Origin of the sequence: Vogesella margarita (genome assembly GCF_028548475.1) — a bacterium.
Taxonomy (GTDB): domain Bacteria; phylum Pseudomonadota; class Gammaproteobacteria; order Burkholderiales; family Chromobacteriaceae; genus Vogesella; species Vogesella margarita.
This window is the reverse complement of record NZ_JAQQLE010000015.1, coordinates 20,617-45,605: the sequence shown is the minus strand read 5'-3', so window position 1 is coordinate 45,605 and position 24,989 is coordinate 20,617. Positions and strand designations below refer to the sequence as shown.

At 68.3% G+C, this 24,989-nt stretch carries 23 protein-coding genes; 16 read left to right on the top strand and 7 right to left on the bottom strand.

What is annotated here, in order from left to right; all coding sequences use genetic code 11:
- Positions 1-2: 2 nt before the first annotated feature.
- Genes PQU96_RS14985 through PQU96_RS14975 form a run of 3 tightly spaced genes read left to right on the top strand, consistent with a single transcriptional unit; the run spans position 3 to position 1,362 of the window.
- Entirely contained in the window at positions 3-206 is a 204-nt protein-coding gene (locus tag PQU96_RS14985; protein WP_120810039.1) for a DUF2788 domain-containing protein, read from the top strand.
- On the top strand, positions 203-823 hold the full coding sequence (locus PQU96_RS14980) for a cold shock and DUF1294 domain-containing protein (RefSeq protein ID WP_272773211.1): 621 nt from the start codon (positions 203-205) through the stop codon (positions 821-823). The genes PQU96_RS14985 and PQU96_RS14980 overlap by 4 nt, the downstream gene beginning before the upstream one ends.
- A 53-nt stretch (positions 824-876) precedes the next feature.
- Positions 877-1,362 (top strand): YajQ family cyclic di-GMP-binding protein, encoded by a 486-nt coding sequence (locus PQU96_RS14975; RefSeq protein ID WP_189375038.1) that lies wholly within the window; start codon positions 877-879, stop codon positions 1,360-1,362.
- A gap of 89 nt (positions 1,363-1,451) precedes the next feature.
- Here PQU96_RS14975 and PQU96_RS14970 read toward each other — a convergent pair whose 3' ends face one another.
- The gene (locus tag PQU96_RS14970; RefSeq protein WP_272773210.1) at positions 1,452-1,727 is read right to left on the bottom strand and encodes a metal/formaldehyde-sensitive transcriptional repressor; all 276 of its coding nucleotides are present in this window, start codon (positions 1,725-1,727) and stop codon (positions 1,452-1,454) included.
- 89 nt (positions 1,728-1,816) lie between these two features.
- Here PQU96_RS14970 and dmeF point away from each other — a divergent pair, with 89 nt between their 5' ends.
- On the top strand, positions 1,817-2,836 hold the full coding sequence (gene dmeF, locus PQU96_RS14965; RefSeq protein WP_272773209.1) for a CDF family Co(II)/Ni(II) efflux transporter DmeF: 1,020 nt from the start codon (positions 1,817-1,819) through the stop codon (positions 2,834-2,836).
- Between the two features lie 39 nt (positions 2,837-2,875).
- On the opposite strand, the gene PQU96_RS14960 is transcribed toward dmeF, so the two are convergent.
- Positions 2,876-4,024 carry a GGDEF domain-containing protein gene (locus PQU96_RS14960; protein ID WP_272773208.1) on the bottom strand — a complete coding sequence of 383 codons (1,149 nt, stop codon included), beginning with the start codon at positions 4,022-4,024 and terminating at the stop codon, positions 2,876-2,878.
- A 136-nt stretch (positions 4,025-4,160) separates the two neighbouring features.
- Complete coding sequence (mnmH, locus tag PQU96_RS14955) at positions 4,161-5,195, bottom strand: tRNA 2-selenouridine(34) synthase MnmH (protein WP_272773207.1); 1,035 nt, start codon at positions 5,193-5,195, stop codon at positions 4,161-4,163.
- Between the two features lie 19 nt (positions 5,196-5,214).
- Here mnmH and selD point away from each other — a divergent pair, with 19 nt between their 5' ends.
- Complete coding sequence (selD, locus tag PQU96_RS14950; protein WP_272773206.1) at positions 5,215-6,255, top strand: selenide, water dikinase SelD; 1,041 nt, start codon at positions 5,215-5,217, stop codon at positions 6,253-6,255.
- 73 nt (positions 6,256-6,328) lie between these two features.
- Here selD and lysA read toward each other — a convergent pair whose 3' ends face one another.
- The gene (gene lysA, locus PQU96_RS14945) at positions 6,329-7,567 is read right to left on the bottom strand and encodes a diaminopimelate decarboxylase (protein WP_272773205.1); all 1,239 of its coding nucleotides are present in this window, start codon (positions 7,565-7,567) and stop codon (positions 6,329-6,331) included.
- Between the two features lie 289 nt (positions 7,568-7,856).
- On the opposite strand from lysA, the gene PQU96_RS14940 reads away from it, so the two are divergent.
- From PQU96_RS14940 to PQU96_RS14925, 4 genes are all read left to right on the top strand, one after another.
- Complete coding sequence (locus tag PQU96_RS14940) at positions 7,857-8,774, top strand: LysR family transcriptional regulator (protein WP_272773204.1); 918 nt, start codon at positions 7,857-7,859, stop codon at positions 8,772-8,774.
- A gap of 247 nt (positions 8,775-9,021) precedes the next feature.
- Entirely contained in the window at positions 9,022-11,028 is a 2,007-nt protein-coding gene (locus PQU96_RS14935; RefSeq protein WP_272773203.1) for a site-specific recombinase, read from the top strand.
- Between the two features lie 162 nt (positions 11,029-11,190).
- On the top strand, positions 11,191-11,949 hold the full coding sequence (locus PQU96_RS14930; RefSeq protein ID WP_272773202.1) for a ferredoxin--NADP reductase: 759 nt from the start codon (positions 11,191-11,193) through the stop codon (positions 11,947-11,949).
- On the top strand, positions 11,946-12,317 hold the full coding sequence (locus tag PQU96_RS14925) for a group III truncated hemoglobin (protein ID WP_272773201.1): 372 nt from the start codon (positions 11,946-11,948) through the stop codon (positions 12,315-12,317). Before PQU96_RS14930 ends, PQU96_RS14925 begins: the two co-directional genes overlap by 4 nt.
- Before the next feature lie 117 nt (positions 12,318-12,434).
- Here the strand turns inward: PQU96_RS14925 and PQU96_RS14920 are convergent, their stop codons facing one another.
- Positions 12,435-12,755: a cupin domain-containing protein gene (locus tag PQU96_RS14920; protein ID WP_272764724.1), complete on the bottom strand. Its 321-nt coding sequence runs from the start codon at positions 12,753-12,755 to the stop codon at positions 12,435-12,437.
- A gap of 463 nt (positions 12,756-13,218) precedes the next feature.
- Between PQU96_RS14920 and kdpA the strand changes: the two genes are divergently transcribed.
- The 6 genes from kdpA (at position 13,219) to PQU96_RS14885 (ending at position 22,262) form a co-directional block, all read left to right on the top strand.
- Complete coding sequence (gene kdpA, locus PQU96_RS14910; protein WP_272773199.1) at positions 13,219-14,910, top strand: potassium-transporting ATPase subunit KdpA; 1,692 nt, start codon at positions 13,219-13,221, stop codon at positions 14,908-14,910.
- 9 nt (positions 14,911-14,919) lie between these two features.
- Complete coding sequence (gene kdpB, locus PQU96_RS14905) at positions 14,920-17,046, top strand: potassium-transporting ATPase subunit KdpB (protein ID WP_272773198.1); 2,127 nt, start codon at positions 14,920-14,922, stop codon at positions 17,044-17,046.
- Positions 17,047-17,098: 52 nt separating this feature from the next.
- Entirely contained in the window at positions 17,099-17,725 is a 627-nt protein-coding gene (kdpC, locus tag PQU96_RS14900) for a potassium-transporting ATPase subunit KdpC (RefSeq protein WP_272773197.1), read from the top strand.
- Positions 17,726-17,819: 94 nt separating this feature from the next.
- Positions 17,820-20,468, top strand: coding sequence for a DUF4118 domain-containing protein (locus tag PQU96_RS14895; protein WP_308446630.1), 2,649 nt, complete (start codon positions 17,820-17,822; stop codon positions 20,466-20,468).
- A complete protein-coding gene (gene kdpE, locus PQU96_RS14890) occupies positions 20,468-21,157 on the top strand; it encodes a two-component system response regulator KdpE (protein WP_272773196.1) in 690 nt (229 codons plus the stop codon). Before PQU96_RS14895 ends, kdpE begins: the two co-directional genes overlap by 1 nt.
- A gap of 40 nt (positions 21,158-21,197) precedes the next feature.
- The gene (locus PQU96_RS14885) at positions 21,198-22,262 is read left to right on the top strand and encodes a PQQ-dependent sugar dehydrogenase (protein ID WP_272773195.1); all 1,065 of its coding nucleotides are present in this window, start codon (positions 21,198-21,200) and stop codon (positions 22,260-22,262) included.
- A 220-nt stretch (positions 22,263-22,482) separates the two neighbouring features.
- On the opposite strand, the gene PQU96_RS14880 is transcribed toward PQU96_RS14885, so the two are convergent.
- Positions 22,483-22,821 (bottom strand): TFIIB-type zinc ribbon-containing protein, encoded by a 339-nt coding sequence (locus tag PQU96_RS14880; protein ID WP_272773194.1) that lies wholly within the window; start codon positions 22,819-22,821, stop codon positions 22,483-22,485.
- Between the two features lie 105 nt (positions 22,822-22,926).
- Positions 22,927-23,397: a MarR family winged helix-turn-helix transcriptional regulator gene (locus PQU96_RS14875; RefSeq protein WP_272773193.1), complete on the bottom strand. Its 471-nt coding sequence runs from the start codon at positions 23,395-23,397 to the stop codon at positions 22,927-22,929.
- Between the two features lie 129 nt (positions 23,398-23,526).
- Between PQU96_RS14875 and PQU96_RS14870 the strand changes: the two genes are divergently transcribed.
- The gene (locus PQU96_RS14870; RefSeq protein ID WP_272773192.1) at positions 23,527-24,864 is read left to right on the top strand and encodes a ferredoxin reductase family protein; all 1,338 of its coding nucleotides are present in this window, start codon (positions 23,527-23,529) and stop codon (positions 24,862-24,864) included.
- The last annotated feature ends 125 nt before the right edge of the window (positions 24,865-24,989 follow it).

Genomic DNA, 24,989 nt, shown 5'->3' with positions numbered 1-24,989 from the left:
TCATGAGCGAAGAAGAATTCACCAACTGGTCGATGGGCATCCTGCTCACCGGTCTGATCATTTTCATGGGCTTCATCATCTGGGATCTGGGCAAGAAATCCGGTGCCGGCAAGACCGGCATGATCGCGCTGTTCGTGGTGCTGGGCTTCGGCGTGATGGGTTTCGTGTTCAAGAATATCCTGGTCGAGTTCCTGGTGATGAAGTGAGCGGCGGCGCGCGCCAGGAAAAGGGCGTCATCAGCCGCTGGCAGGACGTGCGCGGCTTCGGCTTCATCCAGCCGGAGCAGGGAGCGACGCTGTTCGTGCACGTCAGCGCCTTTGCCGCCACGCCACGGCGGCCGGCGGTGGGGGACGCGGTGTACTTCCTGCGCGCGCGGGACGGCAAGGGCAAGCCGCGCGCCAGCTGGGCCGCGTTCGCCACCGTGCCACAGCAGGCGGTGACGGCGCGGGCGCTACCGGACAACACGCCGCGGCCGTGGCTGGCGGTGCTGTTCGTGATCGCGCTGTGTGCGCTGTACGTGCGCGGACTGCTGCCGCGCGACGTGCTGATGCTGTACGCGCTGATCAGCGTGCTGACGGTGCTGGTCTACCACCGCGACAAGGCGGCGGCGCTGCGCAATCGCTGGCGTACGTCGGAGCGCACGCTGCACTGGCTGGCGCTGCTGGGCGGCTGGCCGGGCGCGATGCTGGCGCAGTACTGGTTCCGTCACAAGTCGACCAAGCCGGCCTTCCGCCGCTGGTTCTGGGTGACGGTGCTGGGCAATGGCGCGCTGCTGGGCTACGGCCTGTACCAGGGCGAGCGGCTGCTGGCGTTGCTGCGCTGACAATTGCCGGGCGCGGCGCTAGAATAAGCGGCAATTTTGATAAGGAAGATGTGATGCCGTCATTTGATACCGTTTCCGAAGTGGATACCGTTGAAGTTCGCAACGCGGTCGACCAGACCAGCAAGGAAGTGGCGACCCGCTACGATTTCAAGGGCACCAGCGCCAGCCTGGAGCTGAAGGAAAAAGTGATTACCCTGCACGGTGACGCCGAATTCCAGATCCAGCAGATTCTGGACATCCTGCTGGGCAAGCTGGCCAAGCGTGGCATCGACGTGCGTTGCCTGGAGTACGGCGACGTGAAGCAGGTCGGCGGCAACAAGGCCACCCAGACCGTGACCGTCAAGGAAGGCATCGAGACCGAACTGGCGAAGAAGATCGTCAAGCTGATCAAGGATGCCAAGCTCAAGGTGCAGGCCAGCATCCAGGGCGAAGCAGTGCGCGTGACCGGCGCCAAGCGCGACGACCTGCAGGCGGTGATGGCGCTGCTGCGCAAGGAAGTCACCGACTTCCCGCTGCAATTCAATAACTTCCGCGACTGATTGCCGCGCGTTGTCTCCAAAAAGGCTGCCAGATACGGGCAGCCTTTTTTCATGGTACGTGCCTGCCGCTTGCGGCCAACCTTGCGCGCTTACTTGAGGTAGGAGCGCAGGATGCCGACCAGCTGGTCGATCTCGGCGTTGCGGGCCTCGGCGCTGATGTCGGCGGCGCCGATGTGCTCGCGGATATGGTCTTCCAGCACGCCGGCCATCAGACCGTTGACCGCACCGCGGATGGCGGCAATCTGTTGCAGCACGGCACTGCAGTCGGCATCGCCCTCCAGAGCCCGTTCCAGCGCCTCGGCCTGGCCCTTGATGCGGCGCACGCGGCTGAGCAGCGGCTTGTTGTTGCGGAGCAGGTGGGACATGCGCAATCCTTTGTTGGTACTAGGGGGTAGTATATTTATAGTCATGAATATACTATGGGGGAGTATAAACCAGACCACGGAATGCCACCATGCCACCCCAGCCTCACCCGCGCCAGCACCACCATGTTTTTGACGAAGGCAATCCGCTGGCGGAGCGCAACACCCGCTGGACGGTGCTGCTGACCGCCAGCATGATGGTTGCGGAAATCGTCGGCGGCTGGTGGTTCAACTCGATGGCGTTGCTGGCCGATGGCTGGCACATGAGCTCGCACGCGCTGGCCCTGGGGCTGGCGGTGCTGGCCTACGCCGCCGCGCGGCGCTACGCGCACGATCCGCGCTTCAGCTTCGGCACCTGGAAGATCGAGATCCTCGGCGGTTTCAGCAGTGCCTTGCTGCTGCTGGCGGTGGCGGCGCTGATGCTGTTCCAGTCGGTGGAACGCCTGCTGTCGCCGATGCCCATCCACTACGACCAGGCCATCGTGGTCGCCTTGCTCGGCCTGCTGGTCAACCTGGTGTGCGCCTGGTTGCTGAACGACAGTCATCACCATGGCGCGGCGCATCACCATGGCCATCATCACCACGATCACGGCCACCATCACCACCACGGTCATCATCATCATGATCACGCGGCGCATGCCGACCTCAACCTTCGCTCGGCCTACCTGCACGTGCTGGCCGATGCCGCCACGTCGGTGCTGGCCATCATCGCGCTGTTTGCCGGCAAGCTGTGGGGCGCGGTGTGGCTGGACCCGCTGATGGGCGTGATCGGCGCGGTGCTGGTGGCGGTGTGGGCCAAGGGACTGCTGCAACAGACCGGGCGCGTACTGCTGGACGCGGATATGGATACCCCGCTGCCGGCGCAGGTGCGCGCGCTGCTAGACGCCGGGCCGTGGCCGGTCAGCATCACCGACCTGCACCTGTGGCGGGTGGGCAAGGGGCGCTACGCCTGCATCGTGGCGCTGGATTGCGAGGGCAAGGCGACGGCGGATGACTTCCGCCGCCTGCTGGCCGCCTGCCCGCAGCTGGTGCATGTCACGGTAGAGGTCAATCCGCCGCCGCGTTACAACCGTTTCCGGCGCGTCGCCGCGCCAGCCCGGTCGCTGCGCTAGGCGCGCGGGCTGGCTTGCCTTGCGGCCAGGCTGGCGTGGTCACAACGCGCCGACGCAGACCCGGTTGCGGCCCTGTTCCTTGGCCGCGTACAGCTGCAGGTCGGCCTGCCGGAACAGCTCGCGTAGCGGAGTGTGGCCGCGGGGCGCGACCACCAGTCCGGTGCTTACCGTCTGCTGCAGCGTGTTGCCGTCGCTGGTGGCGATCGGCTCGGCGGCCAGGGTGTGGCGCAGCGTTTCCGCCAGTGCCGGCGCGTGCGGCACCGCGCTGCCGCTGAGCAGCACCGAGAACTCCTCGCCGCCGTTGCGGCCGTACACCGCGTCGAAGTGGCCGAAGTGGCGGTCCAGCAGCGTGGCAAAGTGCACCAGCACCTCGTCGCCGGCGAGGTGGCCGTGGCTGTCGTTGACACGTTTGAACCAGTCCAGATCCATCACCAGCAGTGCCACGGGCGCATCGGGGTTGGCCGCCAGCCGCTGTTCGGCCTGCTCGTGAAAGGCGCGCCGGTTGGCGAGCCCGGTCAGGCTGTCCAGCATCGCCTGTTGGTAGAGGCGGATTTCCAGCCGCTCGAAGCAGATGAAGATGAAGCACAGCAGCTTGGCGTACTCCAGCCACATCGCCTGGTAGTCGAGGTAGGCGAACAGCGCCGAATTGGCCAGCCAGCCGCTACTGACGGCGCTGGAATACAGCAGGCGCACGCTGTAGGTCAGCATCAGCAGCAGCACGATCAGCCGGCCGAGGCGGTAGCCCAGCCGCGCCTGGTGCGGGCTGCGGCGCAGGCTGCGCCACAACAGCGCGTGAAACAGCAGGTAGGCGGCGCTGAACAGCAGGATGCGCCAGGCGAACGCCTCGGGCCCGAACGGCAGCAGCAGGAACACGCCGCTGACCGCACCCGCCAGCAGCAGCCCCGGCCGCCACGGCAGACGCGCGTGATCCAGCGCCACGCCGCCAACCCAGGTCAGCATCAGCGAGAAAAACAGCAGGCAGTTGGCGAGGCCGACACCCAGCCACAGCGGCAGGTAGGGCCGCAACGCGATCAGCGCGATGCCGGCGCAGGCCAGCACGCCGGCCACGCCCCAGATGCGCAGCGCCTGCTCCTGACGGTAGCGCAGGCCGATCAGCAGCAGGATGGTGGTCATCAGTACAAAAGTGGTGACGTGTCCGACGTACAGGGTGTAAAGATCGAGTTTCATGTGGCCGTTTGCCAGGGCGGGGTCGGGTGGTGGTCAGGGAGGGCGCCGGCGAGCAGTGGGTGCTCATGGCCGGCAGCTTGCCAAGGTTGGCCGCAGGCTTGATGCGATGCGGCCAACCTTGTGGTTGGGGGCGGCCTCAGCCGGCCAGCTGGCTTGCCACCTGCTGCAGCGTGGCGTCGTCCAGTGCCGGTACCGCCAGCGGCTGCACTGCCTGCGTGTAGTGCTTGCCCTGCGAGCGCAGGTAGAGCGGATCGTAGTGGCCGGTCAGCAGCTCGCCGACCAGGGTGTCGAAATCGCCGCCGCGCGCCAGCGCCGCCCACGCCTCCAGTTGCGCCTTGCCGTGCACATTGCGCAGGAAGCCCAGCTGGGTCACCAGCCGTTCCGGCTCGCTGAGGTAGAAGTCGTAGTCGCGCTTGAGGAACTCCACCCGCGCCGCCAGCGGCACCTCCAGCTGCAGGCACTCGCTGTCGTGCATGCGGCTGTACAGCGCGTCCGGCAGCGACACGAAGCCGATTTTCTTGCTTTCCGCTTCCACGAACACCGGCCGCGTCGGGTCGAAAGCCTGCAGCGCGACATCGAGCAGGCTGTCGAAGCGCTTTTGCGACGGCTGTGTCACGTCCGGCAGCCGCCCCAGCACCGAGCCGCGGTGCGCGGCGAGGCCTTCCAGATCCAGCACCTGTGCGCCCTGTGCCGCCAGCGCCGCCAGCAGCCGGCTCTTGCCGCTGCCGGTGGGGCCGCTGATCACGCGGAAACGGAACTGCTGCGGCAGGGTGGCGAGGTCTGCCAGCACCTGGTGGCGATAGGCCTTGTAGCCGCCTTCCAACTGGTGTGCCGCCCAGCCGATCTGGGCCAGGATAATGGCCATCGAGCCGGAGCGCTGGCCGCCGCGCCAGCAGTACACCAGCGGTCGCCACGACTTGGGGTGGCGCGCGAACTGCTCGTCGAGGTGGCGCGCGATATTGCGAGCGGCGATGGCGGCGCCGACCTTGCGCGCCTCGAACGGCGACACCTGCTTGTACAGGGTGCCGACGCGCACGCGCTCCTCGTCGCTCATTACCGGGCAGTTGATGGCGCCGGGTATGTGGTCTTCGGCAAATTCTGCCGGGGTGCGCACGTCGATGATCTCGTCAAATTGGTGGCGCTGTGCTACGGTCGCGAGCTTGAAAAACATAGATAGGAAGGCGTGGGCCATGACAGGAATCAGATTGACGCAATTGTCGCACGGTGGCGGATGTGGCTGCAAAATTGCACCGTCGGTATTGCAGGCGATCCTGTCCGGCGCCCGCGACAAACTGCCGTACCCCGAACTGCTGGTCGGCGCCGAAACCAGCGACGACGCGGCGGTGTACCGTCTCAACGACAGCCAGGCGCTGGTGGCGACCACCGACTTCTTCCTGCCCATCGTCGATGACGCGCGCGACTTCGGCCGCATCGCCGCCACCAACGCCATCTCCGACATCTACGCGATGGGTGCCACGCCCATCATGGCGCTAGCCATCGTCGGCATGCCGGTGAACACGCTGCCGGTGGAAACCATCCGCGACATCCTGCAGGGTGGCGAATCGGTGTGCCGCGAGGCCGGTATCCCGATTGCCGGCGGCCATTCCATCGACGCGCCGGAGCCGATCTACGGCCTGGTGGTGATGGGGCTGATGCATCCGGAGCAGATCAAGCGCAACTGTGACGCAAAAGACGGCGACGTGCTGATCCTCGGCAAGGGTCTGGGCGTCGGCATCCTGGCGCAGGCGATGAAGAAGGGCGAGCTGGACGTCGCCGGCTATCAGGCGCTGATCGCCTCCACCACGCAGCTGAACAAGGTCGGCAGCCAGCTGGCGGCCATGCCCGAGGTGCACGCGCTGACCGACGTCACCGGCTTCGGCCTGCTCGGCCACCTGCTGGAAATCTGCCGCGGCTCGCAACTGGCCGCGCATCTGGACATGGCGCAGGTGCCGGTGATCCGCGAGGCGCAGGCGTGGGCGGAGAAGGGCTACGGCCCCGGCGCCATCGAGCGCAACCTGGCGAGCTTTGGCGAGGACGTACACTGCGCCGACTGCGTGGCCGACTGGCAGCTACGGGTGCTGGCCGATGCGCAGACCAGCGGCGGCCTGCTGGTGGCGGTCGCGCCGGAGGCGGCCGACAGCGTGCTGGCGCAGTTCCATGCCGCGGGCTTCGGCTACGCCAGCATCATCGGCACGCTAGAGCAGGGCGAGGCGAAGATCCACGTGCGCTGAGCGACAGTGTCCGGAATGAAAAAAGGTTGGCCGCATATCTGCGGCCAACCTTTTTATTTTGCTTCTGTCGGGCTTACAGCTGTTCCAGCGCCAGCAGTTCCTCCACCGTCTGGCGGCGGCGGATCAGGCGGTCGGACTCGCCGTCCACCAGCACCTCGGCGATCAGCGGGCGGGTGTTGTAGTTGCTGGACATCGACGCGCCGTAGGCGCCGGTGTCGTGGAACACCAGCAGGTCACCCACCCGTGCTGCCGGCAGCGGGCGCGGCAGCACCACGCCACCGTCACCCTGGGTGAACACGTCGCCGGATTCGCACAGCGGGCCGCCGACCACGGTGTCTTTTTCGGGCTTCTGCACGCCGTCCTGCGGCACCACGGTGATGTGGTGGTAGCTGCCGTACATCGACGGGCGCATCAGCTCGTTGAAGCCGGCGTCGACCAGCACGAAGTGGTTGCTGCCGGCGTCCTTGGCGGCGCGCACCTCGGCCAGCAGGTTGCCGGATTCGGCCACCAGGTAGCGGCCCGGCTCGATCTCCAGCGCCAGCGGATGGCCGATCACGGCCGCGGCTTGCTGGCGCGCGGCATCCCACAGTGTGAAGTAGTGCTCGGTGTCGATGCTGGCGTCGCCTTCGCGGTAAGGGATGGACAACCCGCCGCCGGCGGAGATCGCGTGCAGGTCGTGACCGTGGGCTTTCACCTGCTGCACCAGCTCGACCATGGTGCCGCACACCTGCTGCAGGTGGCTGTAGTCGACGCCGGAGCCGATGTGCATGTGCAGGCCGACCAGGCTGAGGCCGTGCTGGCGGATCGCGTCCAGCGCCGCCGGCAGGTCGCTGTGCCAGATGCCGTGCTTGCTGTGCTCGCCGCCGGTATTGGTCTTGTTGCTGTGGCCGTGGCCAAAGCCGGGGTTGATGCGCAGCCACACGCGGTGGCCGGGCGAGGCCTGGCCCAGCTGGTGCAGCATGTCGATGGAGCCGGCGTTGACCGGGATGCGGTGCTCGGTCACCGTCGCCAGCGTGTCGCGGTCGATCAGGTCGGCGGTGAATACGATGCCGGACGGCTCGCCGGCGGCGTCATAGCCGGCGGCCAGCGCGCGCAGGATCTCGCCGCGCGACACCGCGTCCACCTTCACGCCCTGTTCGCGCATCAGGCGCAGGATGTGGGTGTTGCTGCACGCCTTCTGCGCAAAACGGATGGTGTCGAACCGGCGCAGCGCGGCGATGCGCTGGCGGATGGTGTCGGCGTCGTACACCCACAGCGGGGTGCCGTAGTGCTGGGCGAGGGCGGCGAGGCGGGCGGTGTCGGGGGTCTGCATCTCGGTGAGTCCTTGGTCGTCATGGTGGCCGGCCCGTGCGGTGCGGGGCGGCGGTGTCGGGTGCCTGGCGGGGACAAACTATGGGTGCGCCCCGCCAGGCTGAGGGTGCCTTCTGTCTCGTCGGCGTTTTGCGGCCTGTTCGCTTGCGCCAGGGTTGGCCGCAAGGGAGCGCGGTTGCGGTCTGTGCCGCGCTGCGTGCTCCGCCGTAGCCGGCATCATGCCCTTGGTGGGTGATTCAGTAAAATGCTAATATTTTGGCTGGTAATTCATTTTTGATATGGAGTGCGCCGTGAGTATCAGCCACCGTCACATCGAAGTGTTCCGCGCGGTGATGACCAGCGGCAGTGTCACCGGCGCCGCCAGCCTGCTGTACACCTCGCAGCCGACGGTCAGCCGCGAGCTGGCGCGGCTGGAGCAGCTGCTGGGCTTTGCGCTGTTCGAGCGCCAGCGTGGCCGGTTGCAGCCGACGGCGCCGGCGCTGGCGCTGTTCGACGAGGTGCAGCGCTCCTATATCGGGCTGGAGCGCATCGCCGACGTTGCGGCCAACCTTGGGAGGCAGGATCGCGGGCAGCTGTCGCTGCTGTGCCTGCCGGCGTTCGCGCACGCGCTGCTGCCGGCGGTGTGCCGCCGCTTTGCCGCCGGCCACCACGGCGTCGGCATCGCCATCACGCCGCAGGAGTCGCCGCTGCTGGAAGAGTGGCTGTCGGCGCAGCGCTACGATCTTGGCCTCACCGAGCGCGAGGCCGCGCCGCCGGGCACCCGGCTGCAGGCGCAATGGCTGGCCGACGAGGTGTGCGTGCTGCCCGACGGCCATCCGCTGCTGGCACGCACGGTGCTGGTGCCGCAGGACTTTGCCGGACAGGACTTTGTCAGCCTGTCGCCGGACGACCCCTACCGCGTGCAGCTGGACCGCGTGTTTGCCGATGCCGGCGTGGCGCGGCAGATGCTGCTGGAGACGCACAGCGCGGTGGCGGTGTGCGCGATGGTGGCCGCCGGGCTGGGGGTGGCCATCGTCAACCCGCTGACCGCCTTGTCGCTGGCCGGGCAGGGGGTGCAGCTGCGCCGCTTCGCGGTGTCGGTGCCGTTCCGCGTCAGCCTGGTGCTGCCGGAGTTCCGCCCGTCGACGCCGTTGACCGGCGCCTTTGCCGACGCGGTGGTCGCCGAGCTGGCGCACGCCACCGTCGCGCTGGAGCAGGCGCTGGCTTGACCCTGCCGGGTGCGGCAATTTTGCTGCATCGCAAAAAACGACTTTTCTCCGTATCTTACTGATTAAAAAGAAAAAACAGAAATTATGGTCACGGCGGCCAGCCACCCGTCCGCTATCCAGCCGGAATTTTTTGGCACAAGGCACGGTCAGACGCTGTTATATCTGCTGTTCGTGCCGCCATTACCTGCCGCGGCACGCTCCCATCGCAACGTGTCAAACGTGACGCAAACTGTCCAACGGATGACTTATGGATCAAATACTTTCCCAACTGGCCGACCGCCACAGTGACGCGCCGCCGGTGCCGTACCTGGCGCGGCTGGTGGCGCAGGTCCGCCCCGACGACGCCGGCGATTTCGTGCAGGCCACCAGCAATCTGCGCGCGCTGACCTATCTGCTGTCGCGCCACGCCCGCTACCGCGCCGGCCTGCGCCAGGCGCTGATCGACCTGCTCGGCTCCACCCGCCAGGTGCAGCTGTATACCGACACCGGCACCCTGTCCAACGAGACCTTTTCCCAGGCGCTGCGCCGTCGCATCGGCGAGCGCCTGCTGCCGCCGGCACGCTCCGCCAGCCACCTGTCCGACCAGTTCGGCGTGATCTTCTGCCAGCGCGAGGACTACCGCTGGGTGGCCGCGCTGTCGCAGGAAGTGTGGCAGGAGCTGTGGCAGGCGCTGGCGTGGGACGAGGAGCGGCAGATGGTAGCCAACCCGACCCGGCTGCAGCTGCTGGAGGCGGTACAGGTGCTGACCGCGCGCATCACCGCCATCGGGCTGGAGCCGGAGCTGGTGAAGACCTATCCCGACATCGAGCGCTTCGAGTCGCCGTTCCTGCACCTGTCCGCCGAGGCGCAGCGCTACGTCGAATCGGCGCGTGCGGCGATGGTGGACGAGACCTGCCCGGACGAGGACGACCGCCAGATGCTGGTGCTGCTGGAGCAGTGCGAGGACGTGATCGCCCGCCTGCGCAAGGCGGCAGCCAACCGTGGCGTGTCGGTGAGCCTGACCTACCACGTCACCCGCCTGCGCCAGCACATCCAGCGCCTGCGCACGCTGCTGGCATTGCTGGACCCGGAGCGCAGCCCGGCGCGCGATGCCACGCTGTTTCACCTGTTGGCCGAGCTGGTGCGCGCGGAAAACCGCAAGTACAGCCTGCGCGACGTGTTTGCCAGCAATACCGAGCTGCTGGCGCGACAGGTCACCGAACACGCCGGCCGTCACGGCGAGCACTACATCGCGGAAAACCGCAGCCAGTGGCTGGCGATGGGCAAGGCGGCGATGGGCGCCGGCGTCATCGTCGGCTTCATGGCGCTGTTCAAGCTACTGATCGCCACGCTGCACCTGCCGCTGATCTGGGAGGCGCTGGCCTTCGGCCTCAACTACTCGCTGGGCTTCATGCTGGTACACGTGCTGCACTACACCATCGCCACCAAGCAGCCGGCGATGACGGCGGCGCGCATCGCCGCCGCCATCCACGAGGCCGGCGGCAAGGCCGACATGGCGCAGCTGGCCGAGCTGGTGGTGAAGGTGATGCGCACCCAGTTCGTGGCCATTCTCGGCAACGTGCTGCTGGCGATTCCGGTGGCATGGGCGATCGCCGAGGCCTGGCTGTGGCTGGCCGGCACGCCGGTGATCGACGAGGCCAAGGCAGCGCACCTGCTGCACGATCTCGATCCGGTCGGCAGCCTGGCGCTGTTCCACGCCGCCATCGCTGGCGTCTACCTGTTCCTGTCCGGCCTGATCGCCGGCTACTACGACAACAAGGCGATCTACCGCCAGATCCCGCAGCGGCTGGCCGCGGTGCCGTGGCTGAACCGGCTGCTGGGCGAGGCGCGCACCCGCCGCTTTGCCCACTATGTCGAGCACAACCTCGGCGGCCTGGCCGGCAATTTCTACTTCGGCATGTTCCTCGGCGTCACCGGCACCATCGGCTTCCTGCTGGGCCTGCCGCTGGACATCCGCCACATCACCTTCTCGTCGGCCTACCTGTCCTACGCGGCGGTCACCTACGATTACGCGCTGCCGCTCTCGACGGTGCTGTGGTCGGTGGCCGGGGTGGCGCTGATCGGCATGACCAACCTGCTGGTCAGTTTCAGCCTGGCGCTGTGGGTGGCGCTGCGTTCGCGCAAGCTGCGCGGCAGCGACGCCTTGCCGCTGCTGCCGGCGGTGCTCAAGCGCTTCCTGCGCGGGCCGAAGGCGTTCTTCATTCCGCCGCGGGAGCGGGTGGAGGAGGTGGAGGAGGCCGCACCACCGGCCTGAGCCTTTGCCGGTTGATGCCACGTTTGCCATTACGCCCCGCCTTGCGCGGGGCGTTTTGCTGCCGGTGGCTGCTTGTCCCTGCTCGTGTCAGCGTTTTTATTGTGATGGTTAAAGTGTATATTTTAAACATCTTCAATTAGCCGGCCGTGACGGGAAATCAAGATGAACATCGTAGAAACGGAAGTGATCCGCGTGCAGCACTGCTCCGCGCGCGGCGTCACCCTGCTGACCAGCAAGCCGGAGGGCTTTGCCTTCCAGGCCGGGCACTATGCGCGGCTGTCGGTGCCGGCACTGGCCGAGCCGGTGTGGCGCGCCTATTCCATCGTCTCGGCGCCGCACGAGCCGTGGCTGGAATACTTCTTTACCGTGATCCCCGGCGGCGCGCTGTCGCCGCATCTGGGCGCGCTGCAGCAGGGCGACACGGTGCTGATGGCCAAGGCGGCGATGGGCTTTTTCCTGCCCGATAGCCTGGCTGACGGCGAGGTGCTGTGGCTGCTGGCCACCGGCACCGGCATCGGCCCCTACCTGTCGATGCTGCGCCAGCAGACGGTTCTGCAGCGTTTTGCCCGCGTCAACCTGGTGTGCAGCGTGCGCGAGGCGGCGGATCTGGCCTACGACGCCGAATGCCGCGCCTGGGCGGCAGCGCACCCGCACTGCCACTACGTGCCGGTGGTGACGCGCGGCGAGGTGGCGGGCGGCCTGCACGAGCGTATCCCGACACTGTTGCGCAGCGCCGCGCTGGAACAGCATCTGGCGATGACGCCGCTCGATCCGCAACGCGACCGGGTGATGGTGTGCGGCAACCCGGATTTCACCGCCGACATGCGCGCGCTGCTCAACGAGCGCGGCTTCACCCCGTGCCGGCGCGGCCTGAGCGGCAACATGCTGTTCGAAAACTACTGGCAGAAGGCGACGCCATGAGCAGCATCGCCCAGCGCCTCGGCCGCGAGCTGATCGACACCGTCAGCCGCCAGTTTTACGCGCAGATCCGCGTCCACCCGCGGCTGGCGCCGATCTTCGCCGTGGTGCACGACTGGCCGCAGCACGAGGCGCACATCAGCCACTTCTGGTGGACGATGCTCGGCGGCGACGCCTACCTCGACACCCAGTACAACGTGGCGCGCAAGCACCTCGACATCGGCGTCACCCCGGCGCTGGTCGACGAATGGCTGGCGCTGTTCGAGCCCATCGTGCGCCGCCATGTCGCCTCGCCGGACGCCGACGAGTGGCTGCGCAAGGCGCGCATGATCGGGCAATCGATCGCGCTGATGAACACGCCGCTGGACTGAACTGGTGACCGAAACCGGTGACTGAAACGGGCTTGCGGCCAACCTTGGCCGCAAGCCCGTTCGCCGTGTGAGCATGGCGGCCGGGTGTCAAACCCTGCGCCCGCCACACCGCCACGTCTAGATACTGCCTTCCTGTTCGATCACCAGCATGCGTGCCTCGCCGTGCGGATGGGCGACGTGCTCGCAGCCGGCGCCGGCGTAGAAGATGTCGCCGCACTGCAGCGCGATCACCCGCACGCTGCCGTCCGCGTCGCGCACGTGCATGTCCACCGCACCGTCCAGCAGCACGAACACTTCCTCGCCGTCGTTGACATGCCAGCGGTAGGGCTGGTCGGTCCAGTGCAGGCGGGTGCTGATGCCGTTCATGCAGGCGATGGTGCGCGCGCCCCAAGCGCGCTCGGCGGTAAAGCTGGCGGGGCGGATGTGCTGCGTGTTCATGGTGCTCTCCTGTGCTGGCTGACGAATGCCGCCATTGTCCGCGCGGTCATGGCGCTTGCCACTGGCTGGCTGCGACAGGATGCGGACCGATCCGGCCGAGATGAATTGCCACAGGTCCTCGCCGCGCGCTGGCCATCTCTCCCCCCGTCACGACGCCTTCTACGCCAGAAGCATCACATTTTTATATCCCGTTTATACCGCCGCCCGGCCTTTTAACCGCTTTTTTGCACCGTAAAACCTACAGTGGCAGTGTCTGTTACTGACAAGGGGAATGTGATGCAAGACCTGATCTGGCTGGCAGGGTTGGCCGCACTGTATCTGGCAGTGCGCGGCCTGCTGCTGCTGTATGCGACCAAGTCGCAAGGAGGGGCGCGATGAACGTGCTGTCCGGTTTGTGTGGGCTGGTGGCGTTGCTGCTGGCGCTGTGGCTGCTGTACGCGCTGTTGCACGCGGAGGAGATGTGATGATGACCGCTTTTTTCTGGATGCTGGCGCTGTTCATGCTGCTGCTGACGCTGAGCGTGCGGCCGATGGGCGCCTGGCTGGCGCCGCTGGCCAGCGGTACGCTGCCCGGCCGCTGGCGCGCGTTCGACGCCGCCTTGTTGCGCCGGCTGGGGCTGAACGATGCAGGTATGGGCTGGCGCGACTACACGCTGGCGCTGCTGGTGTTCAACGTGCTGGGCGCGGTGCTGCTGTACGCGCTGCAGCGGCTGCAGGGTGACTTGCCGCTGAATCCGGCGGCGCTGGGCGCGGTGGAGGCCGGTTCGGCGTTCAATACCGCGGTGAGCTTTGTCAGCAATACCAACTGGCAGGGCTATGCCGGCGAAACGACCATGAGCTATCTCACGCAGATGGCCGGCCTCGCGGTACAGAACTTCCTGTCCGCAGCCACCGGCATCGCGGTGGCGTTTGCGCTGATACGCGGCTTTGCGCGGCGCGAGAGCGGCGATATCGGCAACTTCTGGGCCGACGTGCTGCGCATCGCGCTGTATTTGCTGCTGCCGCTGTCCGTCGTGCTGGCGCTGCTGCTGGTCAGCCAGGGCGTGCTGCAGAACCTGTCCGGCTATCTGGGCTACACCGCGCTGGCCGGCCACGGGCAGACGCTGGCGATGGGGCCGGTGGCGTCGCAGGAGGCGATCAAGATGCTGGGCACCAACGGTGGCGGCTTCTTCAATGCCAACTCCTCGCACCCGTTCGAGAACCCGACCGAGCTGTCCAACCTGCTGCAGATGCTGGCCATCTTCCTGATCCCGGCCGGGCTGTGCCATGCCTTCGGCCGCGTGGTCGGCGACCGCCGCCAGGGCTGGGCGATCTATATCGCGATGAGCGTGCTGTTCGTCGTCGCCGCCAGTGCCATCGCCTGGTTCGAGGCGCAGGGCAATCCGCTGCTGAGCGCACTGGGCGCCGACGGTGGCAGCGGCAACCTGGAAGGCAAGGACATGCGCTTCGGTATCGCCGGCAGCAGCCTGTTTGCCGCCGTTACCACCGCCGCCAGCTGCGGCGCGGTCAACGCGATGCACGATTCCTTCACCGCGCTGGGCGGCCTGGTGCCGATGCTGCTGATGCAGCTGGGCGAGGTGGTGTTCGGCGGTGTCGGCTCCGGCCTGTACGGCATGCTGGTGTTCGCGGTGCTGGCGGTGTTCGTCGCCGGGCTGATGGTTGGCCGCACCCCGGAATACCTGGGCAAGAAGATCGAACCGTTCGACATGAAAATGGTAGCGCTGACCATCCTGGTCACCCCGCTGCTGGTGCTGGCCGGTACCGCCGTGGCGGTGGTGGTGGCACCGGGGCTGGCTGGCCTCGCCAATCCGGGCGCGCACGGTTTTTCCGAGGTGCTGTACGCGTTTTCGTCGGCGGCCAACAACAATGGCAGCGCCTTCGCCGGGCTGTCGGCCAATACCCCGTTCTATAACGCCATGCTGGGCATCGCGATGTGGTTTGGCCGCTTCGCGGTAATCGTGCCGGTGCTGGCGCTGGCCGGCTCGCTGGCGGCGAAAAAACGCCTCACCCCGACCCTGGGCTCGATGCCGACCCACGACGGGCTGTTCATCGGCCTCTTGATCGGCAGCGTGCTGCTGGTCGGTGCACTGACCTACCTGCCGGCGCTGGCGCTGGGGCCGGTGGTCGAGCATCTGGCGATCTGGGCGACCCACTAGGAGAACAATATGTCCCATAAAAAAATGGTCTTGCCGCTGCTGGACGCCGCACTGCTGCGCCCGGCGCTGCGCGACACCTTTCTCAAGCTCGGGCTGCGTGCGCAGCTGAAAAACCCGGTGATGTTCGTGGTCTACCTCGGCAGCATCCTGTGCAGCGTGCTGTGGGTGCAGGCGCTGCTGGGGCAGGGCCAGGCGCCGGCGTGGCTGGCCGGCAGCATCGCGGTGTGGCTGTGGTTCACCGTGCTGTTCGCCAACTTTGCCGAGGCGCTGGCGGAGGGCCGCAGCAAGGCGCAGGCGGCCAGCCTCAAGGGCCTGCAGAAGTCGACGTGGGCGAAGAAACTGGCCGCGCCGCAGCGCTACGGTGCCGAATTCGCCATGGTGGAGTCCTTCGACCTGCGTCGCGACGACGTGGTGCTGGTGCAGCACGGCGACGTGATCCCCTGCGACGGCGAGGTGATCGAGGGCATCGCCAGCGTGGACGAGTCGGCGATCACCGGCGAATCGGCGCCTGTGATCCGCGAATCCGGCGGCGATTTCAGCTCGGTCACCGGCGGCACCCGCGTGCTGTCGGACTGGATCGTGGTGCGCATCACCGTCAACCCCGGCGAAACCTTCATCGACCGCATGATCGCGATGGTGGAGGGTGCCAAGCGCCGCAAGACGCCGAACGAGATCGCGCTGACCATCCTGCTCTTGGCACTGACGCTGATCTTCCTGCTGGTGACCGTCACCCTGCTACCGTTTTCCGCCTACAGCGTGAACGCGGCCGGCAGCGGCGAAGTGGTATCGCTGCCGGTGCTGATCGCGCTCCTGGTGTGCCTGATCCCGACCACCATCGGCGGCCTGCTGTCGGCCATCGGTGTCGCCGGCATGAGCCGGCTGATGGCGGCCAACGTGATCGCCACCTCCGGCCGCGCGGTGGAGGCCGCCGGCGACGTGGACGTGCTGCTGCTGGACAAGACCGGCACCATCACCTTCGGCAACCGCCAGGCCAGCACGCTGGTTCCTGCCAGCGGCGTCAGCCAGGCGCAGCTTGCCGAGGCGGCGTGGCTGGCCTCGCTGGCCGACGACACGCCGGAAGGCAAGAGCATCGTGGTGCTGGCGCAGCGGCTGACCGAGGGCGCCGGCGGGCATCTCGATGACGGCAAGGTTGGCCGCACGGCGCTGGCCGACCTGCACGCCGGGCTGACCCCTGCCGGTGCGAGCTTCGTGCCGTTCACCGCGCAATCGCGCATGTCCGGCATCAACCTCGACGGCCGCCAGATCCGCAAGGGCGCCGCCGACGCGATCCGCCGCCACGTCGAGGCGCTGGGCGGCAGCCTGCCGCGCAGCCTGCTGCAACAGGTCGACACCATCTCCAGTCGCGGCAGCACGCCGCTGGTGGTGGCCGAGGGCGCGCAGGTGCTGGGGGTGATCGAGCTGAAGGACGTGGTCAAGCCCGGCATCCGCCAGCGCTTTGCCCAGCTGCGGCAGATGGGCATCAAGACGGTGATGATCACCGGCGACAACCGCCTGACCGCCGCCGCCATCGCCGCCGAGGCCGGGGTGGACGACTTCCTGGCCGAGGCGACGCCGGAGAACAAGCTGGCGATGATCCGCGACTACCAGTCGCGCGGCCAGTTGGTGGCGATGACCGGCGACGGCACCAACGACGCACCGGCGCTGGCGCAGGCCGACGTGGCGGTGGCGATGAACAGCGGCACCCAGGCGGCGCGCGAGGCGGCCAATATGGTCGACCTCGACTCCAGCCCCACCAAGCTGATCGAGGTGGTGGAGATCGGCAAGCAGATGCTGATGACGCGCGGCGCGCTGACCACCTTCAGCCTGGCCAACGACGTGGCCAAGTACTTCGCCATCATCCCGGCCGCGTTCGCCGTCACCTATCCGCAGCTGGGGCTGCTTAACGTGATGCAGCTGGCCAGCCCGGCCTCGGCGCTGCTGTCGGCGGTGATCTTCAACGCGCTGATCATCATCGCGCTGATCCCGCTGGCGCTGAAGGGCGTGCGCTACCGCGCGCTGGGCGCGGCCGAGCTGCTGCGCCGCAACCTGCTGCTGTACGGCGTCGGCGGTCTGTTGCTGCCGTTCGCCGGCATCAAGCTGATCGACATGCTGTTGTCCCTGCTGGGACTGGTCTGACCCCGCCGCCGGGCGCCCGCCGCGCCCGGCGCACCAAACAAGGAGTGCCATCATGGCCATGACTACCTATCATCCGGCAAGCGCGCTCAGCCTGCCGCGCGCGGCGGTGCTGCGCCCGGCGCTGACTCTGCTGCTGTTTCTCATCCTCGTGCTGGGGCTGCTCTATCCGCTGGCGGTCACCGGCCTTGCGCAGCTACTGCTGCCGGCGCAGGCCAACGGTTCGCTGCTGCGCGACAATCACGGCCGGGTGATCGGCTCGGCGCTGATCGGCCAGGCCTTCCACAGCCGCGGTGAGTTCTGGAGCCGGCCGTCGGCCACCGCCGGCAGCGCCTACAACGGTGGCGCTTCCGGCGGCAGCAACCTGGGGCCGTCGAATCCTGCGCTGACCAAGGTGGTGGCTGAGCGCATCGCCGCGCTGCGCGCCGCCCACCCCGAACAGCGCGGCCCGGTGCCGCTGGATCTGGTCACCGCCTCGGCCAGCGGGCTGGATCCGCACATCAGCCTGGCGGCCGCGCTGTACCAGGCCCCGCGCGTGGCGCGTGAACTGAAGCGTCCGCTGCCTCAGGTCGAGGCCCTGATCGCCGCGCAGCGCGAGCAGGGCTGGTTCGGCAACGCGCAGCAGGCGCGCGTCAATGTGCTACAGCTGAATCTGGCGCTGCGCCGGCTGGCGGCAGGCTGATGCCGTGGCCGCTGGCTGGCGGCCATAATCCTATTGACAGCCACAAGGTTGGCCGCAATCGTTGCGGCCAACCTTGTGGCACGGTGGACGATGAATGATGGATGACGATTTGCGGCCCGATCCGGACGCACTGCTGGCGGCGCTGCCGGCGCCGCGCGGCAAGCTGAAGCTGTTCTTCGGCGCCGCGCCGGGGGTGGGCAAGACCTACGCGATGCTGGCCGAGGCGCAGGAAAAGCGCGCCGCCGGGCTGGACGTGGTGGTGGGCTGGGTCGATACCCACGGCCGCGCCGAAACCGAGGCGCTGCTGGTCGGGCTGGAGGTGCTGCCGCGCAAGCAGATCGCCTACCGCGGCAAGCAGGTGGCGGAATTCGACCTCGACGCGGTGCTGGCGCGGCGGCCGGCGCTGGTGGTGGTGGACGAGCTGCCGCACAGCAACGCGCCGGGCAGCCGCCACCCCAAGCGCTGGCAGGACGTGGACGAGCTGCTCAGTGCCGGCATCGACGTGTACAGCGCGATGAACGTGCAGCACCTGGACAGCCTCAACGACGTGGTCAGCGGCGTGACCGGCGTGGCGGTGGCGGAGACGGTGCCGGACCACGTGTTCGACCGCGCCAGCGAAGTGCGGCTGGTGGACCTGCCGCCGGACGACCTGCTGCTGCGCCTGGCCGCCGGCAAGGTCTACCTGCCGGAAGTGGCGGAGCGCGCCGCCGGCCATTTTTTCCGCAAGGGCAACCTGATCGCGCTGCGCGAGCTGGCGCTGCGCCGGCTGGCCGACCGCGTGGATGGCCAGATGCGCGCGCAGCGCGAGGTGCAAAGCCGCGCGCCGGTGTGGGCGACCTCGCTTGGCGTGCTGCTGGTGCTGGGCCACGGCGACGAGGACAGCGCGGTGCGCCAGGCGGCGCGGCTGGCGCGCGCGCTGTCGGCACCGTGGCACGCGGTGTGGGTCGATCGCGGCCATGCCGGCGCGGCAGCGCGCAGTAGCGTGCTGACGGCGCTGGCGCAGGCGGCGGAACAGGGCGCGCACACGCTGGTGCTGGCCGGGCCGGCACCGGCCAGCCTGATCGCCGACTACGCGCGGCGCCACAACCTGTCGCTGCTGGCACTGAGCCAGCGCGGCAACCGGCCGCGCTGGCTGGGCGCCAGCCTGCAGCAGCAGCTGGCACAACGCGCGCCGGAGCTGAACTGCCTGATCCTGGCTGCCGGCGAGCGCGCCAAGGGGGGCACCGCCGGCTGGCGCTGGCCGCGGGCAGAGGCCGGCGGCTGGTGGCAAACCACGCTGGCCAGCCTCGCGCTCACCGCGGCCATGCTGCCGCTGCGCGGCGTGCTGGATGCGGCCAACCTGGTGATGCTGTACCTGCTGCTGGTGCTGCTGGCGGCGGTGCGCTACGGCCGCGCGCCGGCGGCGTGGGCGGCGGTGCTGTCGGTGGCGCTGTTCGATTTCTTCTTTGTTGCGCCGCACTGGTCGTTCGCGGTGTCGGACATCCAGTACCTGATCACCTTCGCCGTGATGCTGACCGTGGGCCTGGTCGCCGGCCAGCTGGTGGCCAGCCAGCGGCAGTCGGCGGCGCAGGCCGGCCGGCGCGAGGCGCACACCCGCTACCTGTACGAGATGGCGCGCGAGCTGGGCAGCGCGCTGATGCCGGAGCAGGTCGGCGAGATCACCGGCCGCTTCCTGCAGGCCAGCCTCAACGCGCAGATCAGCCTGTGGCTGCCGGACGCCGAGGAACAGCTGGAGGCGCTGCCGGACACGCCGCTCACGGTGGACGCGGCGCTGGTGCGCTGGAGCTTCGACCACCAGCAGGCGGCCGGGCAGGGCACGCACACGCTGCCGGACGCGGCGCAGCTGTACCTGCCGCTGCAGGCGCCGATGCGCACCCGTGGCGTGCTGGTGGTGGCGGTGCCGGACGCGCTGGCGCTGGCCGACCCGGACAACCGCCGCCTGTGCGAGGCGGTGGCGGCGCTGGCGGCGCAGACGCTGGAGCGGCTGCACTATATTGAGGTGGCGCAGCAGACGCTGCTGTCGATGGAGTCGGAACGGCTGCGCCATTCGCTCCTGGCGGCGCTGTCGCACGACCTGCGCACGCCGCTGACCGCGCTGTCCGGCAATGCCGAGACCCTGCTGCTGGCCCTGCAGCGCGCGGGCCGCGCCGAGCAGGAGCAGGCGGCGCTGCTGCTGGCGCAGTCGCAGCGGATCACGCGGCTGGTGACCAATCTGCTGGAGATGGCGCGGCTGCAGGCCGGCGGCGTCACCCTGCACCAGGACTGGCTGCCGGCGGACGAGGTGATCGGCAGCGCCATCGCGGCGCTGGGCAGCATGCTGGACGCGCATCCGCTGCAGCTGGACGTCGATCCGGCCTGCCCGATGCTGTATGGCGACGCCATCCTGCTGGAGCGGCTGCTGGTCAACCTGCTGGAGAACGCGGCCAAGTACAGCCCGCCCGGCAGCCCTATCCGCGTCAGCGCCGCCGCCGAGGACGGCCGCATCCTGCTGCGCGTCGCCGACCGCGGCCCCGGCCTGCCGCCGGGCGATCCGGCGCGGCTGTTCGACGCCTTCAGCCGCGGCGAGCGCGAGTCGGCGATCAGCGGCGTCGGGCTGGGGCTGGCGATTTGCCGTACCATTGCCGATGTCCACGGCGCGCGCCTGAGCGCGGCCAACCGCCATGACGGTGGCGCCTGTTTCACCCTGTCCCTGCCGCTGCGCCCGCCGCCGGCACTGGATTTTGACCCGGAGAACCTGCCCTGATGCACGCCCTGACGGCACTGATCATCGAGGACGAAGCCGCCATCCGCCGCTTCGTCAAAAGCGCGCTGGAAGACGAGGGCTACCGCGTATTCGAGGCCGACACCGTGGCGCGCGGCCTGATCGAGGCCGGCACCCGCAAGCCGGACATCGTGGTGCTGGACCTCGGCCTGCCCGATGGCGACGGTCTCAGCCTGTTGCCGGACCTGCGCAGCTGGAGCAAGGTGCCGGTGATCGTGCTGTCGGCACGGGTGGACGAGGTCGACAAGATCGCGGCGCTGGACGCCGGCGCCGACGACTACCTGACCAAGCCGTTCGGCGTCGGCGAGCTGCAGGCGCGGGTGCGCGCGCTGCAGCGGCGGCGCGGCGGCGACGCCGGCGAGGGCAACGGCAGCCTCGTCCGCCTCGGCGATACGGTGACGGTGGATCTGGCCAACCGCAGCGTGAGCCGCGACGGCGAGCCGCTGCACCTGACGCAGCTGGAATACCGGCTGCTGGCCACGCTGCTGGCCCATCGCGGCAAGGTGCTGACCCACCGCCAGCTGCTGCAGGAGGTGTGGGGGCCGGGCTACGTGGAACACAGCCACTATCTGCGCATCTATATGGCCCACCTGCGGCAAAAGCTGGAGGCTGATCCGGCGCAGCCGCGCTTTTTGCGCACCGAAACCGGCGTCGGCTACCGCCTGCTGTAACTGGCCACCGCAGCGCGCGGCCAACGTGGAGGGGACGAATATGGACAAGCAGACACGATGGCTGGCGTGGCCGCTGGCGCTGCTGGTGCTGGCCAGCCCGGCGCAGGCCGCGCCGCGAACGGAGGTGGTCGCCCGCGGACTGGAGCACCCGTGGGCGGTGGCCTTCATCGACGGCGGGCGCATGCTGGTCACCGAGCGCCCCGGCCGCCTGCGCCTGGTCAGCGCCAACGGCCAGCTGGGCAAGCCGCTGGCCGGGCTGCCGCGCATCGACGCCGGCGGGCAGGGCGGCCTGCTGGACCTGGTCACGGATAGCGGTTTCGCCCGCAACCGCACGCTGTACTTCTGCTACGCCGAGCCGGCGGCCAGCGGCTACGGCAACTCCACCGCGCTGGCCAGCGCGCGGCTGTCGGACGACGCCAGCCGACTGGAGCAGGTGAAGGTGCTGTTCAGCCAGCAGCCGAAGTTCAGCAGCCGCGCCCACTTCGGCTGCCGCATCGTCGAGGCCGGTGGCACGCTGTTCCTGACGCTGGGCGACCGTTTTCAGCGCATGGCCGACGCGCAGACGCTGGACAACCACCACGGCAAGGTGGTGCGCGTGCGCAAGGATGGCGGCATTCCAGCGGACAACCCCTTCGTCGGCCGCGCCGGCGCGCGGCCGGAAATCTGGAGCCTCGGTCACCGCAATGTGCAGGGCGCCGCGCTGGGGCCGGACGGCCGGTTGTGGACGCACGAGCACGGGCCGCAGGGCGGCGACGAGCTGAACCGCCTGGAGGCCGGCAAGAACTACGGCTGGCCGGTGATCACCTACGGCGAGAACTACGGCGGCGGCCCGGTCGGCGCCGGCCTCACCCGCAAGGCGGGGATGGAGCAGCCGCTGTGGCAGTGGACGCCGTCGATCGCGCCGTCCGGCATGGCCTTCGTGCGCGGTACGCGCTACGGCAAGGCGTGGCAGGGCAGCCTGCTGCTGGGCTCGCTGAAATTCCGTCACCTGATGCGGCTGGAGCTGGACGGCACGCGCGTGGTGCGTGAGGAAATACTGCTCACCGGCCTTGGCCAGCGCGTGCGCGACGTGCGCGAAGGGCCGGACGGTTCGTCTACCTGCTGACCGACGAGGACGACGGCCAGCTGCTGCGGCTGTTGCCGGGCTGAGGCAGGCCCTCAAAACAAGGCGGCCAACCTGCAAAGGTTGGCCGCCATCGTTTTCCGTGTCCGCTTTTAGCGCCGCGAACAAAACCGCGCAGCGCACCGGAGCCAGGGCGCGCCGACGCAGGCAGTACAAATCGTACGGCAAGGCGGCGCAACGCAGGATCAGGGGGGAGCTGCGCTTAATCGAACAGGTCTTCCCAGAAGCTCTTCTTGCGCTTGTAGTGGCGGTTGTCGCCGTACTTGTCGTGCTGCGGATACGGCTGCTGCTGGTAAGGCTGCTGTTGCGGGTAGGGCTGTTGCTGCGGCTGGCGTGGCGGGTAGCCGGGCTGTGCGGCCTGCGGTGCGGCAGCTTGCGGCTCGGCATTGGCGGCGGCCATGTGACCCAGCGAATGCTGGATGATCTTGTCCAGCTCGCCACGGTCCAGCCACACCCCGCGGCACTGCGGGCAGTAGTCGATCTCGATCCCCTGGCGTTCGCTCATCACCAGCGTCGTATCCTTGCAAACCGGGCACTGCATGACTGTTCTCCTTGTCGATGGTGCCGGCCACCACCTCGGTGCCGGTGTGTCACAGACCGCTGCCGGCGGCTCATGGTTCCGCTGCGGCCAACCTTGGCCGCCGTACTACTGCGCCAGCTTGGTCAGCAGCACGGTGAGCTGACCGATTTCCACGGCATCCAGCCGCTGGCGCAGCCAGTGCCCGGTATCGGCCACCGTTTCGGCCATCGCCTGTTCCACCAGCGCCGCGCCGGCGGCGGTGAGGCACACCGGCTTGATGCGCAGGTCGTCGGCCAGCTGGCGGCGCGTCACCAGGGCGCGCGTTTCCAGCTGCAGCAGCACCTTGGTCAGCCCGCCGGAGCTGATCACCACCGCGTCCTGAATCATCGACGGCGTCATCTGGTGCGGCGCCGGCGCGTTGCGCAGCGTGGCCAGCACGTCGAACTCCACCGCGCTGAGCGCGAATTTTTCCAGCATCGGGCGCATGGTGTGCAGCGACTGCGCCTGTGCCCACTGCAGCTGCAAAAACAGCTGCACCGTTTGCGGGTCGAAGCTGCTGTCCCATTGATGGCTGTCCATCCGGTTCTTGATGCGCATGGCGGGCTTTCTGGCGACGAGTTGTTAACGATTACGGCAAGATGTTAACGGATGTGTAGTTATCTTGCGAGAAAGATATGTGCCGTTTACGCTGGTTGTATCTGAATCCGAACTCGCAAGGTGACACCGATGCGCAAGATTACGTGGTACTTCTGGAGCGGCCTCGCCTTGTTGTCGTTGCTGTGGCTGGCCAGCAACCCGGCGGTGCTGGCCGGGCAGCCCAATTTCATTGCCTGGCGCAATGTGCTGACCCAGTACAGTGGCGTGCTGGGCATGGCGGTGATGAGTGTGGCCATGCTGCTGGCGATGCGGCCAACCCCGGCAGAACGCCCGCTGGGCGGGCTGGACAAGATGTACCGGCTGCACAAATGGCTGGGCATCGCCGCGCTGGTGCTGTCGCTCAGCCACTGGCTGCTGGCGCAGGCGCCGAAATGGCTGTCGGCGCTGGGCCTGCTCAGCGGCGGCCGCCCGCGTCGCGCGCCGTTGCCGCTGCCGGAGGGCAGCCTGCAGCAAACCTTCATCAGCCTGCGCCATACCGCGGAAGGGGTCGGCGAGTGGGCGTTCTACGTCGCCGCCGTGCTGATGGTGCTGGCGCTGTTGAAGCGGCTGCCGTACCGCCGCTTTGTCCAGCTGCATCGCCTGTTGCCGCTGGCCTATCTGGCGCTGGTCTTCCACTCGGTGCTGCTGCTCAAGTTCGACAACTGGGCCACGCCTGGCGGCTGGTTGCTGGCGCTGCTGATGGCCGGTGGCAGCGTCGCCGCCATCCTGTCGCTGTGCCGCCGCCATGGCGGTCAGCCGCGCACAGATGGCCGCATCGTGGCACTGGACTACCAGCCGGCGCTGAAGGTGCTGGCGGTGGACGTGCAGCTGGACCCGGCGTGGCCGGGGCACAAGGCCGGCCAGTTCGCCTTTGTCACCTTTCACCCCGGCGAGGGCGCGCATCCGTTCACGCTGGCCTCCGCGTGGCAGGGCGACGGCCGCGTGCGGCTGCTGATCAAGGCGCTGGGCGACTACACCGCCGCGCTGCCGGCGCGGCTAAAAACGGGTGACCGCATCCAGCTGGAAGGCCCGTACGGCTGCTTTACCTTCGACAGCGCGCGGCCGCACCAGATCTGGATCAGTGGCGGCATCGGCGTGACGCCGTTCGTGGCGCGGATGCAGGCACTGGCCGCCGCGCCGGCGGGGCAGACCATCGACTTCTTCCACGCCACCAGCGACTACGACGCCAGCGTGATGCAGCGGCTGAGCCAGGACGCCGCTGCCGCCGGGGTGGATCTGCACCTGCTGTGGCAGCCGCGCGACGGTTATCTGGATGCAGAGCGGTTGACCCGCAGCGTGCCGGAGTGGCGCGATGCCGACATCTGGTTCTGCGGACCGGCCGCATTTGGCCGCCAGCTGCGCGAACGCCTGCTCGCCCTCGGCCTGCCGGCGGCGCGCTTTCACCAGGAACTGTTCGACATGCGCTAAGCGTCGCTAGCCCAACCCCTGTCCTGTGTTCTGGCGGACGCGGGATGCCGGCCAGCCGGCGACTGGTAACAACAAAAAGGCCCTGCAACAGCAGGGTCTTGTCCGATGGTGGGGCGGGCTTGCGG

Excerpts from the sequence above, each read along its gene's own strand:
- PQU96_RS14895 (WP_308446630.1), top strand. The coding sequence starts at position 17,820 with ATGATGGATGACGATTTGCGGCCCGATCCGGACGCACTGCTGGCGGCG.
- PQU96_RS14920 (WP_272764724.1), bottom strand. The coding sequence starts at position 12,755 with ATGAACACGCAGCACATCCGCCCCGCCAGCTTTACCGCCGAGCGCGCT.
- PQU96_RS14960 (WP_272773208.1), bottom strand. The coding sequence starts at position 4,024 with ATGAAACTCGATCTTTACACCCTGTACGTCGGACACGTCACCACTTTT.
- kdpE (WP_272773196.1), top strand. The coding sequence starts at position 20,468 with ATGCACGCCCTGACGGCACTGATCATCGAGGACGAAGCCGCCATCCGC.
- PQU96_RS14970 (WP_272773210.1), bottom strand. The coding sequence starts at position 1,727 with ATGTCCCACCTGCTCCGCAACAACAAGCCGCTGCTCAGCCGCGTGCGC.
- PQU96_RS14985 (WP_120810039.1), top strand. The coding sequence starts at position 3 with ATGAGCGAAGAAGAATTCACCAACTGGTCGATGGGCATCCTGCTCACC.
- dmeF (WP_272773209.1), top strand. The coding sequence starts at position 1,817 with ATGCCACCCCAGCCTCACCCGCGCCAGCACCACCATGTTTTTGACGAA.
- PQU96_RS14935 (WP_272773203.1), top strand. The coding sequence starts at position 9,022 with ATGGATCAAATACTTTCCCAACTGGCCGACCGCCACAGTGACGCGCCG.
- selD (WP_272773206.1), top strand. The coding sequence starts at position 5,215 with ATGACAGGAATCAGATTGACGCAATTGTCGCACGGTGGCGGATGTGGC.
- PQU96_RS14930 (WP_272773202.1), top strand. The coding sequence starts at position 11,191 with ATGAACATCGTAGAAACGGAAGTGATCCGCGTGCAGCACTGCTCCGCG.
- lysA (WP_272773205.1), bottom strand. The coding sequence starts at position 7,567 with ATGCAGACCCCCGACACCGCCCGCCTCGCCGCCCTCGCCCAGCACTAC.
- kdpB (WP_272773198.1), top strand. The coding sequence starts at position 14,920 with ATGTCCCATAAAAAAATGGTCTTGCCGCTGCTGGACGCCGCACTGCTG.
- kdpA (WP_272773199.1), top strand. The coding sequence starts at position 13,219 with ATGATGACCGCTTTTTTCTGGATGCTGGCGCTGTTCATGCTGCTGCTG.
- PQU96_RS14925 (WP_272773201.1), top strand. The coding sequence starts at position 11,946 with ATGAGCAGCATCGCCCAGCGCCTCGGCCGCGAGCTGATCGACACCGTC.
- kdpC (WP_272773197.1), top strand. The coding sequence starts at position 17,099 with ATGGCCATGACTACCTATCATCCGGCAAGCGCGCTCAGCCTGCCGCGC.
- PQU96_RS14975 (WP_189375038.1), top strand. The coding sequence starts at position 877 with ATGCCGTCATTTGATACCGTTTCCGAAGTGGATACCGTTGAAGTTCGC.
- PQU96_RS14880 (WP_272773194.1), bottom strand. The coding sequence starts at position 22,821 with ATGCAGTGCCCGGTTTGCAAGGATACGACGCTGGTGATGAGCGAACGC.
- PQU96_RS14870 (WP_272773192.1), top strand. The coding sequence starts at position 23,527 with ATGCGCAAGATTACGTGGTACTTCTGGAGCGGCCTCGCCTTGTTGTCG.
- PQU96_RS14885 (WP_272773195.1), top strand. The coding sequence starts at position 21,198 with ATGGACAAGCAGACACGATGGCTGGCGTGGCCGCTGGCGCTGCTGGTG.
- PQU96_RS14875 (WP_272773193.1), bottom strand. The coding sequence starts at position 23,397 with ATGCGCATCAAGAACCGGATGGACAGCCATCAATGGGACAGCAGCTTC.
- mnmH (WP_272773207.1), bottom strand. The coding sequence starts at position 5,195 with ATGTTTTTCAAGCTCGCGACCGTAGCACAGCGCCACCAATTTGACGAG.